Origin of the sequence: Sphingopyxis sp., from assembly GCF_036675685.1 — a bacterium.
Classification (GTDB): Bacteria; Pseudomonadota; Alphaproteobacteria; order Sphingomonadales; family Sphingomonadaceae; genus Sphingopyxis.
Genome location: NZ_JAKFEM010000029.1, coordinates 23,365 through 37,365 on the forward strand (window position 1 = coordinate 23,365; position 14,001 = coordinate 37,365).

12 protein-coding genes are annotated in these 14,001 nt (G+C 65.2%); 6 read left to right on the plus strand and 6 right to left on the minus strand.

From position 1 onward, the window contains the following. Window positions 1-716 precede the first annotated feature (716 nt). Together V6M50_RS13535 and V6M50_RS13540 are read right to left on the minus strand one after the other, a co-directional pair. On the minus strand, window positions 717-3,008 hold the full coding sequence (locus tag V6M50_RS13535) for an EAL domain-containing protein (protein WP_332819095.1): 2,292 nt from the start codon (window positions 3,006-3,008) through the stop codon (window positions 717-719). 115 nt (window positions 3,009-3,123) lie between these two features. After that, on the minus strand, window positions 3,124-4,866 hold the full coding sequence (locus V6M50_RS13540; RefSeq protein WP_332819096.1) for an acyl-CoA dehydrogenase: 1,743 nt from the start codon (window positions 4,864-4,866) through the stop codon (window positions 3,124-3,126). A 52-nt stretch (window positions 4,867-4,918) separates the two neighbouring features. On the opposite strand from V6M50_RS13540, the gene V6M50_RS13545 reads away from it, so the two are divergent. Continuing rightward, on the plus strand, window positions 4,919-5,866 hold the full coding sequence (locus V6M50_RS13545; protein WP_332819097.1) for an L-threonylcarbamoyladenylate synthase: 948 nt from the start codon (window positions 4,919-4,921) through the stop codon (window positions 5,864-5,866). Between the two features lie 163 nt (window positions 5,867-6,029). Here V6M50_RS13545 and V6M50_RS13550 read toward each other — a convergent pair whose 3' ends face one another. Next, on the minus strand, window positions 6,030-6,932 hold the full coding sequence (locus tag V6M50_RS13550) for a DMT family transporter (RefSeq protein WP_332819098.1): 903 nt from the start codon (window positions 6,930-6,932) through the stop codon (window positions 6,030-6,032). 79 nt (window positions 6,933-7,011) lie between these two features. Here V6M50_RS13550 and V6M50_RS13555 point away from each other — a divergent pair, with 79 nt between their 5' ends. Then, window positions 7,012-7,518: a hypothetical protein gene (locus tag V6M50_RS13555; RefSeq protein ID WP_332819099.1), complete on the plus strand. Its 507-nt coding sequence runs from the start codon at window positions 7,012-7,014 to the stop codon at window positions 7,516-7,518. On the opposite strand, the gene V6M50_RS13560 is transcribed toward V6M50_RS13555, so the two are convergent. Beyond that, complete coding sequence (locus V6M50_RS13560; RefSeq protein WP_332819100.1) at window positions 7,515-8,294, minus strand: SDR family NAD(P)-dependent oxidoreductase; 780 nt, start codon at window positions 8,292-8,294, stop codon at window positions 7,515-7,517. The two genes, V6M50_RS13555 and V6M50_RS13560, sit on opposite strands and share 4 nt — an antisense overlap. 9 nt (window positions 8,295-8,303) lie before the next feature. Continuing rightward, window positions 8,304-8,801 carry a thioredoxin family protein gene (locus tag V6M50_RS13565; RefSeq protein WP_332819101.1) on the minus strand — a complete coding sequence of 166 codons (498 nt, stop codon included), beginning with the start codon at window positions 8,799-8,801 and terminating at the stop codon, window positions 8,304-8,306. A gap of 78 nt (window positions 8,802-8,879) precedes the next feature. Here V6M50_RS13565 and V6M50_RS13570 point away from each other — a divergent pair, with 78 nt between their 5' ends. The 4 genes from V6M50_RS13570 to V6M50_RS13585 all read left to right on the plus strand — a co-directional run bounded on the left by V6M50_RS13570 (window position 8,880) and on the right by V6M50_RS13585 (window position 13,032). Then, a complete protein-coding gene (locus tag V6M50_RS13570; RefSeq protein ID WP_332819102.1) occupies window positions 8,880-10,397 on the plus strand; it encodes an acyl-CoA carboxylase subunit beta in 1,518 nt (505 codons plus the stop codon). A 108-nt stretch (window positions 10,398-10,505) separates the two neighbouring features. Then, the gene (locus V6M50_RS13575) at window positions 10,506-11,630 is read left to right on the plus strand and encodes an acyltransferase family protein (RefSeq protein WP_332819103.1); all 1,125 of its coding nucleotides are present in this window, start codon (window positions 10,506-10,508) and stop codon (window positions 11,628-11,630) included. 12 nt (window positions 11,631-11,642) lie between these two features. Beyond that, a complete protein-coding gene (locus tag V6M50_RS13580; RefSeq protein WP_332819104.1) occupies window positions 11,643-11,840 on the plus strand; it encodes a hypothetical protein in 198 nt (65 codons plus the stop codon). Between the two features lie 166 nt (window positions 11,841-12,006). Beyond that, a complete protein-coding gene (locus V6M50_RS13585; protein WP_332819105.1) occupies window positions 12,007-13,032 on the plus strand; it encodes a S41 family peptidase in 1,026 nt (341 codons plus the stop codon). A gap of 182 nt (window positions 13,033-13,214) precedes the next feature. Here V6M50_RS13585 and V6M50_RS13590 read toward each other — a convergent pair whose 3' ends face one another. Beyond that, the gene (locus V6M50_RS13590) at window positions 13,215-13,694 is read right to left on the minus strand and encodes a GNAT family N-acetyltransferase (protein WP_332819106.1); all 480 of its coding nucleotides are present in this window, start codon (window positions 13,692-13,694) and stop codon (window positions 13,215-13,217) included. Window positions 13,695-14,001: the final 307 nt, after the last annotated feature.

The window sequence follows — 14,001 nt, forward strand, 5'->3', positions numbered from 1 at the left end:
AATTCGCCCCCGATTTGAACGCGCACCCGTGCGCTTTGTTCCCGTCTTGTTCGACTCAGGGCGAAGCCCCGATCCTAGCATCTAAACCGCCCCGCGTGGGACATATTTTTGGACGCACGTCACTCTTTCCCGTGTCCATATGGGATGGACGACGGAAATCCGCCAGTTACAGCCTGATACTATTTCTTGGGGTGCCCCCGCGGTTGACCCACCACCTATAGTGCCACGTCGGCGCAGCGATGCAAGACGGTAAATGACAGATTGGGGACTCGGTTCGTCGATATTTTGATTCGTCTCGTCGCTGCCGATGCACGAATTGGAGCGTCCACGCCAGCCTTTCCGCGGGTTTGCGCGACGATCAGGGCAAGCGGATCAAAAAGCGAAGTTTTTCGGGTGCGAAGATTGGGGCGAAGGGTGGCCGGTGACGCCCCTACGCTGCGGAGGCGCGTCGCGATACGGAGCGGCCCTGCCGGGCTCGCGCGGACGCAAGGCAAAAAGAAAGGGCCCCGGCGATGCCGGAGCCCCCTCCTTAACTCGTTATCGGGTTAGGCCGAACCGCCACCGCTTTCGGTGCCGCCGCCGCCCATGAATCGCCAAAACCAACCCATGATAAATCTCCTGTTCGCACTGCCCACGAGGAACAGTTAACGGAGCATATACCTTAATTAGTAAGGTAAATCGAGTCTTAACTATAAGCATAGCTGCCAGTCTGGCAGTTATGCGGTGCGGTTCTGCGGAGGGGCGGCGAGCGTTGCTGCGAGCTCGGAAAACAGTTGTGGTTTTCCAAGATGATAACCTTGGCCGACATCGCAACCGAGCTGGCCCAGAAGTGCCATGGTTTCGGCGTCTTCGATGCCCTCGGCGACCGCGACGGCACCAAGGCGGTGCGCGAGGTCGATCGTCGATTTGACGACTTCGAGGTTCCGTCGCGAATCGCGCATGGTCATCACGAATCGCTTGTCGATCTTGATTTCGTCGGCCTCGATCTCGGTCAGATATTCGAGGTTCGACTGGCCGGTGCCATAATCGTCGATCGACAGGCGGATGCCGGTGCGGCGCAGTTGCGCGAGCGTCTGGCGCGCCTGGCGGCTGTTTTCGATCTGCGCGGTTTCGGTGATCTCGATCGTCAATATCTCGGGCGGCAGATGATGCGCGGTCAGCATGACGCGGATCGTGCCGACGAGGTCGCTGTGATCGAGCAGCGTCGCCGACAGGTTGACCGACATGTTGATCCGAAGGCCGCGCTCGTGGAGCTGCGCCGCCGAGCGGATTGCCTGGTCCATGACGAACAAGGTCAGGCGATAGATGTCCTGGCTTTTTTCGGCCTGAACGATGAACTCGTCGGGCGGAATCGGCCCGCGCGTCGGGTGCGTCCAGCGGGCGAGCGCCTCGACCCCGACGAGCTTGCGGCTCGCGATTTCATATTGCGGCTGGAAGGCGACCCAGATGTCGCCGCCGGTCAGCGCGTCTTCGAGCTGCGAGTGGAAGGAGAGTTGCCAGCCGGCATCGTCCTTTTGGCGCGGCGTATATTTGGTCCACAACGCGCGCGTGCGGATCGCGCGCTCGGCGGCGACGAGCGCCGCGGCGAGTCGCTGGGCATTCGAGCCCTCGAACTCGTCATTGACCCCGAAGGCGATCGCGACATCGACGCGCAGCTCGCCGATCGTCAGCGGCGCGTTGAACAGCGCGGCGAGGCCCGCGAGCTGCCCTTCGATCTGGCTGTGCTGATAATAGGGCACGAGCCATGCAAAGGTGCCGTCGAGATCGTGATGGAGCGTGGTGCCCTGCGAAGCGAGCTGGAGGCGGCGGGTGACCTGTTCCACGAGCTTGCCGATCCCGTCGCCGGGGATGAAGGCGGCGAGATCGTCGAAATTGACGACCTTGGCGGCAATCACGGTCATGCTGCCGAACGGGGGCTGCGAGCGCAATGCCTCGAAATTCGGCAAGCCCGAAACCGGGTTCTCGCGCTGCGCCGAATCGCGACGCCGGGCACGCGCCACGTTGGAGCCGATGGCCACGAGGAAGAAGAGACCTGTACCCGTGGAGACCGTGACAAGCTGCGTCGCGAGCAGCTGCTGCGACACGATGAGCACGGTGGCCACCGCCAATCCGAAGACGCTGAACCACCGGTTGCCGCGGCGCAGCAGCATCGGCAGCGTCAGAAGCAGCGCAAGGCCCAACGGCGGCAACCAGCCGAGGTTAACCGGATCGCCCCGCCGCAACGTTTCGGCGGCGATCAAATGGACGTAAGCACCGGGCACCTTGTCGTGCCCCGGCAAATAATGACGATCCGCATGCCGTGATGCCGTGGGCGCAAAGATGACGTCCTTACCCGCCAACTCCCTCGCGCCGACTTTGCCATCGATCACGTCGATCGCGCTATATTGTTGGATACTGGCCGTCCGATATGAAAAATCGATGCGAAACTGCGAAGGCGCACGCCCCGATTTGTTCGCCAAGACCGCCGAGAAACTTGGCAGCAGCTTTCCTTCGGCAAGGTACATCAACGGGACGTCCCACACCTGCCAGAATTGATTTTCCCATGCGATGCTGGCGTGCTTGGCGCGATTTCCGAATGAGGGGTCGGGAAAGATGGTAACGAGCTGATCGGAGCCCGGCACTGATCGCGTCGGCACGGCGAGCACGACCCGGTCCCCCATGTTGCGCACCGCCGCGCTCACGCTTTCCATGCCCCCGTAGTTATCGGGTCGTTCATAGTCGAAATCGATGAAAAGGCGCCTGGGCGCGGCGCGATCGATGGCGCGTATCAGGCGGGCATGATCGTGCCGCGTGAACTCGCCGCCGCGCGATTCGGCCAAGGTTCGATCATCGATACCCACCACCACGATGTCGCCCGACACATCGCGGTATGCGACGCGGCTGGTGGCCATGGCAATCAGGCGATCGGGAACGTCGCCAATGCCGCTGACGCCCACGACGAGACTCAGCAGCAGCGACAGCACGAGGGCGCGCCAACTGACGATCATCTTCTGTCCGAGCTTCAGCACGCACATCTCCAGCAATTGCCGGTCGTGCCTAGTGTCAGATGGTTATCATCGCGTTAATCATGAGCGAAGTCCTGCGCCGTGCGATTGGAGCGCAAGGCGCCGGATTCCGCCGGATTCAGGCGATTTCCGGCAAGGGCGCGAGCGCCGCGTCGCCGGCGAGCGCCGAGGCGGCGAGGCCGGTCGCCGCGGGGACGATCTGCCCAAGGTAAAAGCGCGTCGAGGCGATCTTCGCTTCGAGGAAGGCGGCGTCGCCTTGGCCTTCGTCGAGCGCCGCGCGCGCGGCCTTGTGTTGCAGCGCCATCAGCCACCCACAGGTCGCGGTCGCGAGCATGGTGAGATAGGGATAGCTGCCCGCGAGCCGGTCGGGCGTCGGCGCGGTCACCATCCAGTCGGTCACCGCGCGGCACGCGTCAACGAGCTGCTGCAACTCGGGGAAATCGCCGGCGCCGCGGGCTATGTCGTCGATCAGCCTGCGGACGAGATCGCCGCCCGCCATGCCGAGTTTGCGCCCGACGAGATCGGCCGCCTGGATGCCATTGGTGCCTTCGTAGATCGGCGCGATGCGTGCGTCGCGATAATGTTGCGCGGCGCCGGTTTCCTCGATGAAACCCATGCCGCCATGGACCTGGATGCCGAGGCTCGCGACCTCGCAGCCGATGTCGGTCGCGTGCGCCTTGACGAGCGGGATCAGGATTTCGGCGCGCATCGCGGCGGCTTCGTCGCCCAGCTTGCCGAAGTCGATCTGCGCTGCGGCATAGTAAGTGAGTGCACGCGCGGCCTCGGTCTGCGCGCGCATCCGCCACAGCATGCGGCGGACATCGGGGTGCTGGTCGATCGTCACTGGCGTGCGGTCCGCCGAGCCCGCGAGCGACGACTGGACGCGCTCGGCGGCGAAGCGCTGCGCCTGCTGCGTCGCGCGTTCGCCGATCTGGATGCCCTGGCAGCCGATCATCAGGCGGGCGTTGTTCATCATCACGAACATCGCGCGCATGCCGCCCATTTCTTCGCCAACGACCTCGCCAAGGCAGTCCTCGTCTTCGCCATAGACCATCACCGCGGTCGGTGAGCCGTGGATGCCGAGCTTGTGCTCGATCGAGGCGCAATGAACGCCGTTCGAAATCGTCGGATTGCCCGCGTCGTCGAGGCGATATTTGGGGACGAGGAAGAGCGAAATGCCGCGCGTCCCCTCGGGCGCGCCGGGGGTGCGCGCGAGGACGAGGTGGACGATATTGTCGGTAAGGTCATGCTCGCCGAAGGTGATGAAAATCTTTTGCCCCTTGATCCGGTAGAGGCCGGCATGTTCGCCCTCGGTGACCTTTTCGGCGACCGTGCGCAGCGCGCCGACGTCGCTGCCCGCGGCGGGCTCGGTCAGGTTCATCGTGCCGTTCCACTCGCCCGAAACGAGCTTGGGCAGCCAGGTCTGGCGCTGTTCGTCGGTGCCATAGGCCATCAGCGCGTGGATCGCGCCCGGGGTCAGGATGTTGCAGAGCGAAAAGCCCATGTTCGCGCTGCCGAGCGCCTCGATCACGACGGTCGCGAGGGTGAAGGGCAGGCCCTGGCCGCCGAACGCCTCGGGTCCGTCGATGCTGCCCCAGCCTGCCTCGACGAACTGCTTATACGCTTCCTTGAACCCCGGCGGCATGGTGACGGCGCCGTCGTGCCATTTCGGGTTCTGGGTGTCGCCGATACGATTGAGCGGGGCGTAAACCTCGGCCGCGAAATCGCCGATGCCGGTGACGATCGCCTCGACCATGTCGGGGGTCGCAGCGGCGAAGCGCTCGTGCTGGGCCATCGCGTCGATGCGCGCGATATGGCCCAAGACGAAGAGCTGTTCGGTGGTGGGCGGAGTATAGGTCATTGGGACGCCGACTTTCCTGGTGAATCTCGTTGCGCGGGCGCTATAGCGCGGCATGGCCGATGCCTCAAAGTCCACAATTCTGTGCGCGTTCGATAGCGCAGCTATCGCGCAGGCCGCCGCGCTGGTTGCGGCGGGCCAGCCGGTCGCGGTGCCGACCGAGACGGTCTATGGCCTCGCCGCCGATGCGCGCAATGCCGCGGCGGTCGCGCGCATCTATGCCGCGAAGGGGCGGCCCGATTTCAATCCGCTGATCGTGCATGTGCCGAACCGCGCGGCGGCCGAAGAACTGGGTGTGTTCGGCGCGGCCGAGCGCGCGCTCGCGGCGCGCTTCTGGCCGGGGCCGCTGACCTTGGTGGTGCCGCGTACGGCGGATTGCCCGGTGGCGAGCATCGCGACGGCGGGGCTCGACACGATTGCGCTGAGGATGCCAGGGCACCGCGCGATGCAGGCGCTGCTCGCCGAGTCCGGCGCGCCGCTCGCCGCGCCAAGCGCCAATGCGAGCGGGCGGGTGAGCCCGACGAAGGCAAGCCATGTGCTGGCGAGCCTCGACGGGCGGATCGCGTTGGTGATCGACGATGGGCCGACGACGGCGGGGGTCGAGTCCACAATCGCGCGCGTGAAGGACGGCGCGATCGAGATTTTGCGGCCGGGGCCGGTGACCGCCGAGATGCTGGCCGAAGCGAGCGGGTTGGCGGTGACCGGGGTGAGGGGATCGGAGATCGTCGCACCGGGGATGCTTGCGAGCCATTATGCGCCGGGCAAGCCGGTGCGGCTGGGGGCGGTGGGATTTGCGGACGACGAGTTCGGGATTGGGTTTGGTACGGTCGCGGGCGATTATGATCTGAGCGCTAGTGGTGACCTGACCGAGGCTGCGGCGCGTCTGTTCGATGCGCTCCATGCCGGGGCGGCGAGCGCCAAGGCGAGGATTGCGGTTGCCGTCATTCCGGCTGATGGGTTGGGCGCGGCGATCAACGATCGGCTGGGGCGCGCGGCGGCGTGAATTTTTGAATCACACAAAGACACAAAGGCACGAAGATGTCGTGCTTGCCGCTAAGCGGCTTTCTCCTTTGACGGCGCGCTAGCCGCGACGCCCAACCGGAATGGGGCCTATCGGCCCGAGCTAGCCTCTTCGTGCCTTTGTGTCTTTGTGTGAGATATTTTTCCTAAGCCGCCGCCGGCTCGATCGGATCGAGCTGCGGCGTCTTGCTTGCCACGATCAGGCACGCCGCGACGATCAGCAGCGCGCCGGCGATCGTCGGCAGCGTCACCGCTTCGTCGAAGAACATCCAGCCGAACAGCATCGCCCACAGGAAGCCGGTATATTCGGTGGTCGCGAGGATCTGCGCCTCGGCGCGGGCATAGGCCCAGCTCAGGAGCAACAGCGAGGTGGTCGCGAGAATCGCGGCGCCGAGGATCGGCATCGCATGATCGCTGCCAGGCACGACCGCGAACCATGGCGCGCCGAGGGCAAGGATCAGCGCGACGAAGAAATTCTGGAAGAAGGCGATCTCCATCGGCTCGGCCATCTTCGCCTGCCGCCGCGCGAGGATGAGGTTGTAGGCGTAGAGCGTCGCCGAAAAGAAAACCGCGCCGACCGCCCACAAGGCCTCGGGCGCATAGTCGCCGCGCCCGAGCTTGCCCGCGACGATCACCAGCACGCCGAGGATGCCGAGCATCGACGCGGCGACCGATCGCGGGCCGATGCGTTCGCCAAGGAAGATCGCCGCCATATAGAGCGTCATCAACGGCGCGACGAAGGCGATCGCGATCGCCTCGGCCATCGGCAGCCGCGCGAGCCCCCAGAAGAAGCTGAGCGCCATGCCCGCGACGAACAGCGAGCGGACCGCGTGGATGCGCAATGTCGGCCGGTCGGGCATCGCCGGGCGGCTCGCGAAATAGAGGAGCCCGGCGACGAGCGTGCCGATGCTCGTGCGCCAGAGCACGGCGTTATAGGCGCCGATGTTGATCGACAGCCCCTTCATCAACACATCCATCGCCGAAAAGGTCGCAATGCCCGCGCACGCGATCAGGAAGGGGATGAGGGGGGATGCCGAATCGGGACGCATAGATGGGCCTTAGCGGAGAATGTCCGATCGGGTCACGCGTCGGCTTGCAGGGTACGAGAAGGTAATGTAACATCATATCATGAGTTGGCGGGGCTTTCTTCATATCACGCTGTCGACGTTGGTTGCCGGCGGAGCTTTTCTTTTCTGGCTGGCGCCGAAGGATCCGTTCAGTCCGGCGGAAATGGTGCTGTTCGATGGGCTGGATCAGCTCGTTTCCAAACGCGACCCGGCGCCCGCTGACTTCGTTGACGCCTTTGGCCTGCCCGCTGAATGTCGATCCGGCGACTGCTATATCGAAAGATGGTCCCAGCCTGCCTTGGGCAATCCCCGTGTCCGTCTGAGTCAGGAAGTGGGCGGTAGCATCTTCGAGATCGAACTCGACCGAGTTTGTGTCCGCACCGATCGAGTCTCAGTGAAATATCGCGGCGGAAAGATCGAGAGCTTTTGCGACCATGGATACTGTCCCAGTTATGCCCTGTGGAACGATTGGGGCGTAATGGCGTTTGACTGGCCCCGAAAGCCGTCGAACTGCGTCGGAGATGTCGTCATCAATACCGGCAAGTTGTTTCGCGATAGCGCACCCTAACGAAACGTCGCCTGCGCAGCGCCGTCGATGTTGAGTTTCTGGCCTGAACAATAGCTGTTCGCGTCGCTGACGAACCAGACGACCGCCGCCGCGACGTCGGCGGGGACGGCGACGCGGCCGAAGGGCATTTTGGCGTCGAGATGGTGGATGTCTTCGTTGCCGGTGATCGCGCGCGACAGTTTCTCGCCCATATCGCTGACGGTGAGCGCGGGGGCGACGATGTTGACGCGGACGCCGTTCGCGAGCTCCTCCTTGGCGAGGGTGAGCGCGAGCGCCTCGCCCGCCGCCTTCGCCATCGTGTATGGGGCGCCGTTCGGCGAGTTCACGTAAGTTGCGATGCTCGAGATGATAATGATGTCGCTGCGCTTGTGGCTGCGCAATTGCGGCAGCGCGAGGCGGCTGAGGCGGTGTGGGCCGGCGGCGTGGACGGCGAAGAGCCTGTCGACCTCGGCGGGGTCGGTGTCGGCGACCGAAAGCCCGCGGCTCGCGATGCCGGCGTTGTTGACGAGGATCGACAGCGGGCCGAAATCGGCCTCGACCGCGGCGACCATCGCGGCGCAGGCGGCCTCGTCGGTGACCGACGCTTGGTAGGCCTTGGCCTTGCGGCCGAGCGCCTCGATCGCGGCGACGGTTTCGGCGGCGGCGTCTTCGCCGCGGGTGTAATTGACCGCGACGTCGGCGCCCGCTTCGGCGAGCCCGATCGCGATGCCGCGGCCGATCCCGCGCGAGGCGCCGGTGACGAGCGCGACGCGCCCCGCGAGGCTCATGTCGGCCATAGTCTCCCCCTATTGCATCAGTTCATTATAGATGTCGTCGTCGCGGCGGCTCGCGGCGTTGCGCCATTTGGGCGCGGCCTTGCGGTTGAGCACGGTGCCGTCGGCATCGAGAATCGCGACGGTCGGGGTGCCCTTGATCTTCCGGAAGCCGAAGCGTTTGGGTATCTCGGGGTTGCGGCCCCAGCTCTTCACGTGCGGCATGCCGATGTCGGCATAAACGATCTCGTAGCGCGCACGCACCGGGGCGAAGCGGTCGGTCGCGATGAGGTTGGCGAGCCAGGCGCTGTCGTGACAGCCGTTCGTGCCCATCACCAGCAGCACGGGCTTGCCCGATTGCTTCGCTGCGGTGAGTGCGGCGTCGATCGCGGGCATCGGGTTGGGGCCGAAGGCATCGCTCTTGTAGGCATCCTCGACACCGGGAAGTGTTCGCGCGGCGTCGCCGGCGGCCATCGCCGGCAAGAACGGGAGCAGCGCTGCGGCGAGAGCGAAGGCGATTTTGCGGGTCATGGCACGACGATAGCAGCGGCAAGGGGCCGGGCAAGGTTTTGCATGACGTTTCCGTCAACGTCAGTTAGCTTTCGCCCCATGAGCTGGAAAAAAGAGATCGACGAGCTGGGTCAGCGCCGCGCGATGGCCGAGAAAATGGGCGGGGAAGAGAAGGTCGCGCGGCAACATGGGCGCGGCAAGATGGACGCGCGGGCGCGGCTCGCGGGTATCGTCGACGCCGGCAGCTTTCGCGAGATCGGCAAGATCGCGGGGCGCGGCAAATATGGCGCCGACGGCGAGCTGGAAGACCTCGCCGCGTCGAACTTCATCTTCGGGCGCGCGAATATCGACGGGCGGCCGGTGGTTGCCTCGGCCGACGATTTCACCGTGCGCGGCGGCGCGGCCGATGCGGCGCTGCACCGCAAGTTCGTCCAGTGCGAGGCGATGGCGCATCAATATCGTCTGCCGCTGATCCGCATGATCGACGGCACCGGCGGTGGCGGATCGGTGAAGACGCTCGAGGATATGGGCTATACCTATATCCCGCATGTGCCGGGCTGGCATGAGATCATCGCGAACCTCGATACGGTGCCGGTGGTGGCGCTCGCGCTCGGGCCGACGGCGGGGCTCGGCGCTGCGCGCGTCGTCGCGAGCCATTACAGCATCATGGTGCGCGGGCTGTCGCAGCTGTTCGCCGCGGGGCCGGCGGTCGCGGCGGCGATTGGCGATACGCTCGACCGCGAGGAGCTTGGCGGCAGCGATGTGCATACGCGCAACGGCGTCGTCGACGACGAGGTCGCGAGCGAAGCCGAGGCCTTTGCGGCTGCGCGGCGGTTTTTGTCCTATTTGCCATCGTCGATCCATGACCGGGCGGCGCGGATCGCGTGCAGCGATCCGGCCGATCGGCGCGAGGAGTCGCTGCTGTCGGCGGTGCCGCGCGGGGCGAAGCAGGTCTATGCAATGCGGCGCATTTGCGATGCGGTGTTCGACCGGGGCAGCTTTTTCGAAATGGGCGCGCGCTGGGGCCGCGCGGTGATCACAGCTTTTGCGCGGCTCGACGGCTATCCGGTCGCTGTGCTTGCGAGCGATCCATCCTATCTCGGCGGATCGTGGGACGCGAAGACGAGCGAGAAGGCCGAGCGCTTCGTGAAGATGGCCGACCAGTTCCGGCTGCCGATCGTCCATCTGGTCGACAATCCGGGCTTCATGATCGGCGGCGAGGCCGAGCGGACGGGGACGATCCGGTACGGGGTGCAGGCGATGAACGCGATCTATCGCGCAACGGTGCCGCTCGCGTCGGTCGTCGTGCGGCGCGCATACGGGATCGCGGGGAGCGCGATGTCGAACGCCGAGCGGTTCCAATATCGTTTCGCCTGGCCGTCGGGTGACTGGGGCAGCCTGCCGATCGAAGGCGGGGTCGAGGTTGCGTACAAGAGCGAGCTCGAGGCCGCCGAGGACCCCGCGGCGCATCTTGAGGCGATCCGCGCGCGGCTCAATCGCGTGCGCTCGCCGTTCCGCACCGCGGAGAAATTCGGGGTCGAGGACATCATCGACCCGCGCGATACGCGGCCGCTGCTTTGCGAGTTTGCCGAGCTGGCTTGGCGGGTGGTGGGATAAATATATCCATTATCGTCATCCCGGACTTGATCCGGGATCCATTCGCGCGATGTTGCCTGGATCCCGGATCAAGTCCGGGATGACGAAGGTGGGGAGAGGGAGATCAGCATGCGCCATCACGGCATGGACTGGCTGCGGATCGGGGCGTTCGCGCTCCTTATCCTCTTTCATATCGGCATGTATTTCGTGCCGTGGCACTGGCATGTGAAGATCGACCCCACGATCGATTGGGTTGCGATCCCGATGCTGGCAACGAACGGCTGGCGGCTCGCGCTGCTGTTTCTCGTGTCGGGCTATGCGAGCGCGGCGCTGCTGGCGAAGCTGGGCGGGGCGGGGGCGTTCGCGCGGTCACGGTGCGCGCGATTGCTGATCCCGCTGATCTTCGGCGTGATCGTCGTCATCCCGCCGCAGCCGTGGATCGAGCTGGTCGGGCAGCATGGCTACAAGTACGGCTTCCTCCATTTCTGGCTGCACGATTATTTCCGCTTCGGCGCCCTCGACGGGATCATCCTGCCGACATGGCAGCATCTGTGGTTTGTCGTTTACCTGTGGGTCTATACGATGCTCGCGGCGATCCTGCTGGCAGTCGTGCCCACAGACACGCGCGCGAAGGTAGCCGACGGCGCGGCGCGATTGCTCGGCGGCTGGGGGCTGCTGATCGTCCCGATCCTGTGGTGGCTCGCCGTCTATGGCGCCTTTCCCGATCATGACGAGTCGCACGCGCTGTTCGACGACGGGCCGTCGCACCTCCGCTATCTGATGGCGTTCGGTGTCGGTTGGTTGCTCCGCGTGCGGCCCGCCTTGTTCGAGAGCGTCGCGCGCCGCTGGAAGGTCGCGCTGCTGCTCGCGGTCGCGGCCTTCGTTCCGATCGGCTGGGTCGAATGGACCTGGCCGGGCGACACGCGTGCGCCCGGCTGGGCGATCATCCTGTTCCATGTCGTGCGGCAGGTGCAGGGCTGGGCGACGATCGTCGCGCTCATCGGGATCGCCGACCGGTACTGGAACCGCGATCACCCCTCGCGCACGACGCTCGCCGAGGCGGTCTTCCCCTTTTACATCATCCATCAGACGATCATCGTCGTCGTCGGCTGGTATTTGCTCCAGGCCGGGGTCGGCGCGTTGCCGTCCTTCGTCGCGCTGCTCGCGGCGACCACCCTTGGGTGCTGGCTTTTCTATGCGATCGGGCGCAACATCGGCTGGCTACGGCCGTTGATCGGATTGCAGCGCAAATAGGGGGAGAAGATCATGGGTGCAGTGAAGGCTATCCTCGCGATCGTCGGGGTCGCGGCGATCCTCGTCGGCGGGCTATGGGCGCTGCAGGGGCTCGACATCGTGCGCTGGCCGGCGAGCAGCTTCATGCTCGGCGACACGACCTGGACGCGCAACGGCGTCGTGCTTGCCGTCGTCGGGATCTTTCTGGTCTGGTTCGCGCGCAAACGCTGAACGGATTCGACTACAAATGTAGTTGATCCGTATTGCTGATGTGATACACTTCGATCCGGCCGGGGATGGATTGGAGATGAGGATGATTCGTTCTTCGCGTATTTTGCCGGCCCTGTTGTTTGCTGCGGGGGCGGCCCTGCTGCCCGTGATTGTGCCGCCGCCAGCAATGGCCGCGGATGAGGCGAGTGCCAACCAGATTGCCGAAAATTACGCCGCGCTGCTCGAGCGCGACTATGTCTATCCCGAAACCGGCAAGCGCTATGCCGCGGCGATCCGCTCGGGCATTGCCGCGGGCCGCTATGCGTCATTGACCGGCGAGGCGCTGGGGCAGGCGATCGATAGGGATGTTAATGCGGTATCGCCCGACGGGCATTTGCGTGTGCGTGCGCCCGAAGCGGCGGCCGCGCCGGCAGCGCCTGCACCGGGCGGCGCCGCGCCGGCGCGCCGTCCGCCGAAGGTTCCGGTCGAGCAGGCGGGGTGGATCGCGCCGGGGATCGCCTTCGTGCGCTTCAACGTCTTTCCGATGGATGCGGCGGCGACCGCCGAGGCCGCGAAGTTCATGGCCGATCACGCCGATGCCAAGGCGATCATCTTCGACATCCGCACGCATAATGGCGGCGGGCTCGACCAGATGGACGTGATCTTTCCGTGGTTGTTCGCGGAGCCGACGCGGCTGGTGACGATGGCGACGCGCGAATCGGTCGATGCGCGCGGCGGCTCGCCAATCGACGGGCTGGCGTCGATGCGACTGGTGAAGGGCGACGCCGGCATGGTGGCGCGCGAGCATTGGGCGACGCCGAACGCCGACAAGAGGCTGCGCGATGCGAAGGTCTATGTCCTGACGTCGGGCGCGAGCGCGTCGGCGGCCGAGCATTTCTCGCTCGCGATGAAGCACACGGGGCGCGGCACGCTGGTCGGTGCACCGACCGCGGGCGCCAATCATTTCGGGACCGGCGAGGATCTGGGCGGCGGTTATGGCGCCTTCATCCCGGTCGGGCGCACCTATGACCCGGCGACCGGCAAGGATTGGGAAGGCGATGGCGTCCAGCCCGACATTGCGGTTCCGCCCGCCGAAGCGCTGGTGCGGGTGCTGACCGACCTGGGGGTCGCGCCCGGCGAGGCGAAGAAGCTGTCCGATGCGCATATGCCGAGCTGGCCGATGGAGCGGCGGCGGCCGCGGGTAGCGAAATAGCTTTCATCCTCCCCCTTGATGGGGAGGCAGCGAGACTTGCGAACTTGTTCGCTAGTCGCAGCGGAGGGGGGTGCGGCCTCGGCCTGAAACGGCGGTGCAAGGACGCGGCATCGCCCCCATCCAACTTCGCCTAATCGCTTCGCGATAAGGCTGCGTATCCTTCCCCCATCGAGGGGGAAGGTTCAACTGCTGGCCAGCTTCGTCAGCGCGTCGCCATCGACGCGCATCACGGTCCATTCGTCCATCAGCCTGGCGCCGAGGCTCTGGTAGAAACCGATCGACGGGGTGTTCCAGTCGAGCACCGACCATTCAAGCCGCGCGCAATCGCGCTCCGCGCAAAGCGCTGCGAGATGGATGAGCAGCGCCTTGCCGAGCCCCGATCCGCGCGCCTCGGGGCGCACGAACAGATCCTCGAGATAGATGCCGGCGCGCCCCTCGAAGGTCGAGAAATTGTGGAAAAAGAGTGCGAAGCCCTGTGGGCTTCCATTCAATTCGCCGATCACGACTTCGGCATAGGGGCGCGGGCCGAAAAGTTTTTCGCCGAGCTTCGCTTCGTCGAAGCGAACTTCGTGCGCGAGCTTTTCATAGTCGGCGAGGTCGCGGATGAACTGCGCGATCAGCGACAGATCGGCGGGCGTGGCGGGGCGGATCGAAAGGGTCACGCGAACTTCATCCTGCAAAGACTGTGTCGCGGCTCCTTTAGCGGCGGCGAGGGCGAATGGGAAATATGTCGTGCCCTTACAATGACGCGGGGCGACCCCATATGGCGAGCATGCCGCTGGACCACGCCGCGTCGCAACGCAGCAGGCCATCTGTCGGGCATTGTCTCCTATCGATCAAAATGACTTTGGTTGGGTTTTCCGGGACAGGAAAATGATCGCGATTCCGGTGGGCTGACAGCCCGGGTCGGCGATCCGAAAGGCATGCCTGCATGATCGGCTATTTCATCCTCCTCCACCGCTTTCCCGA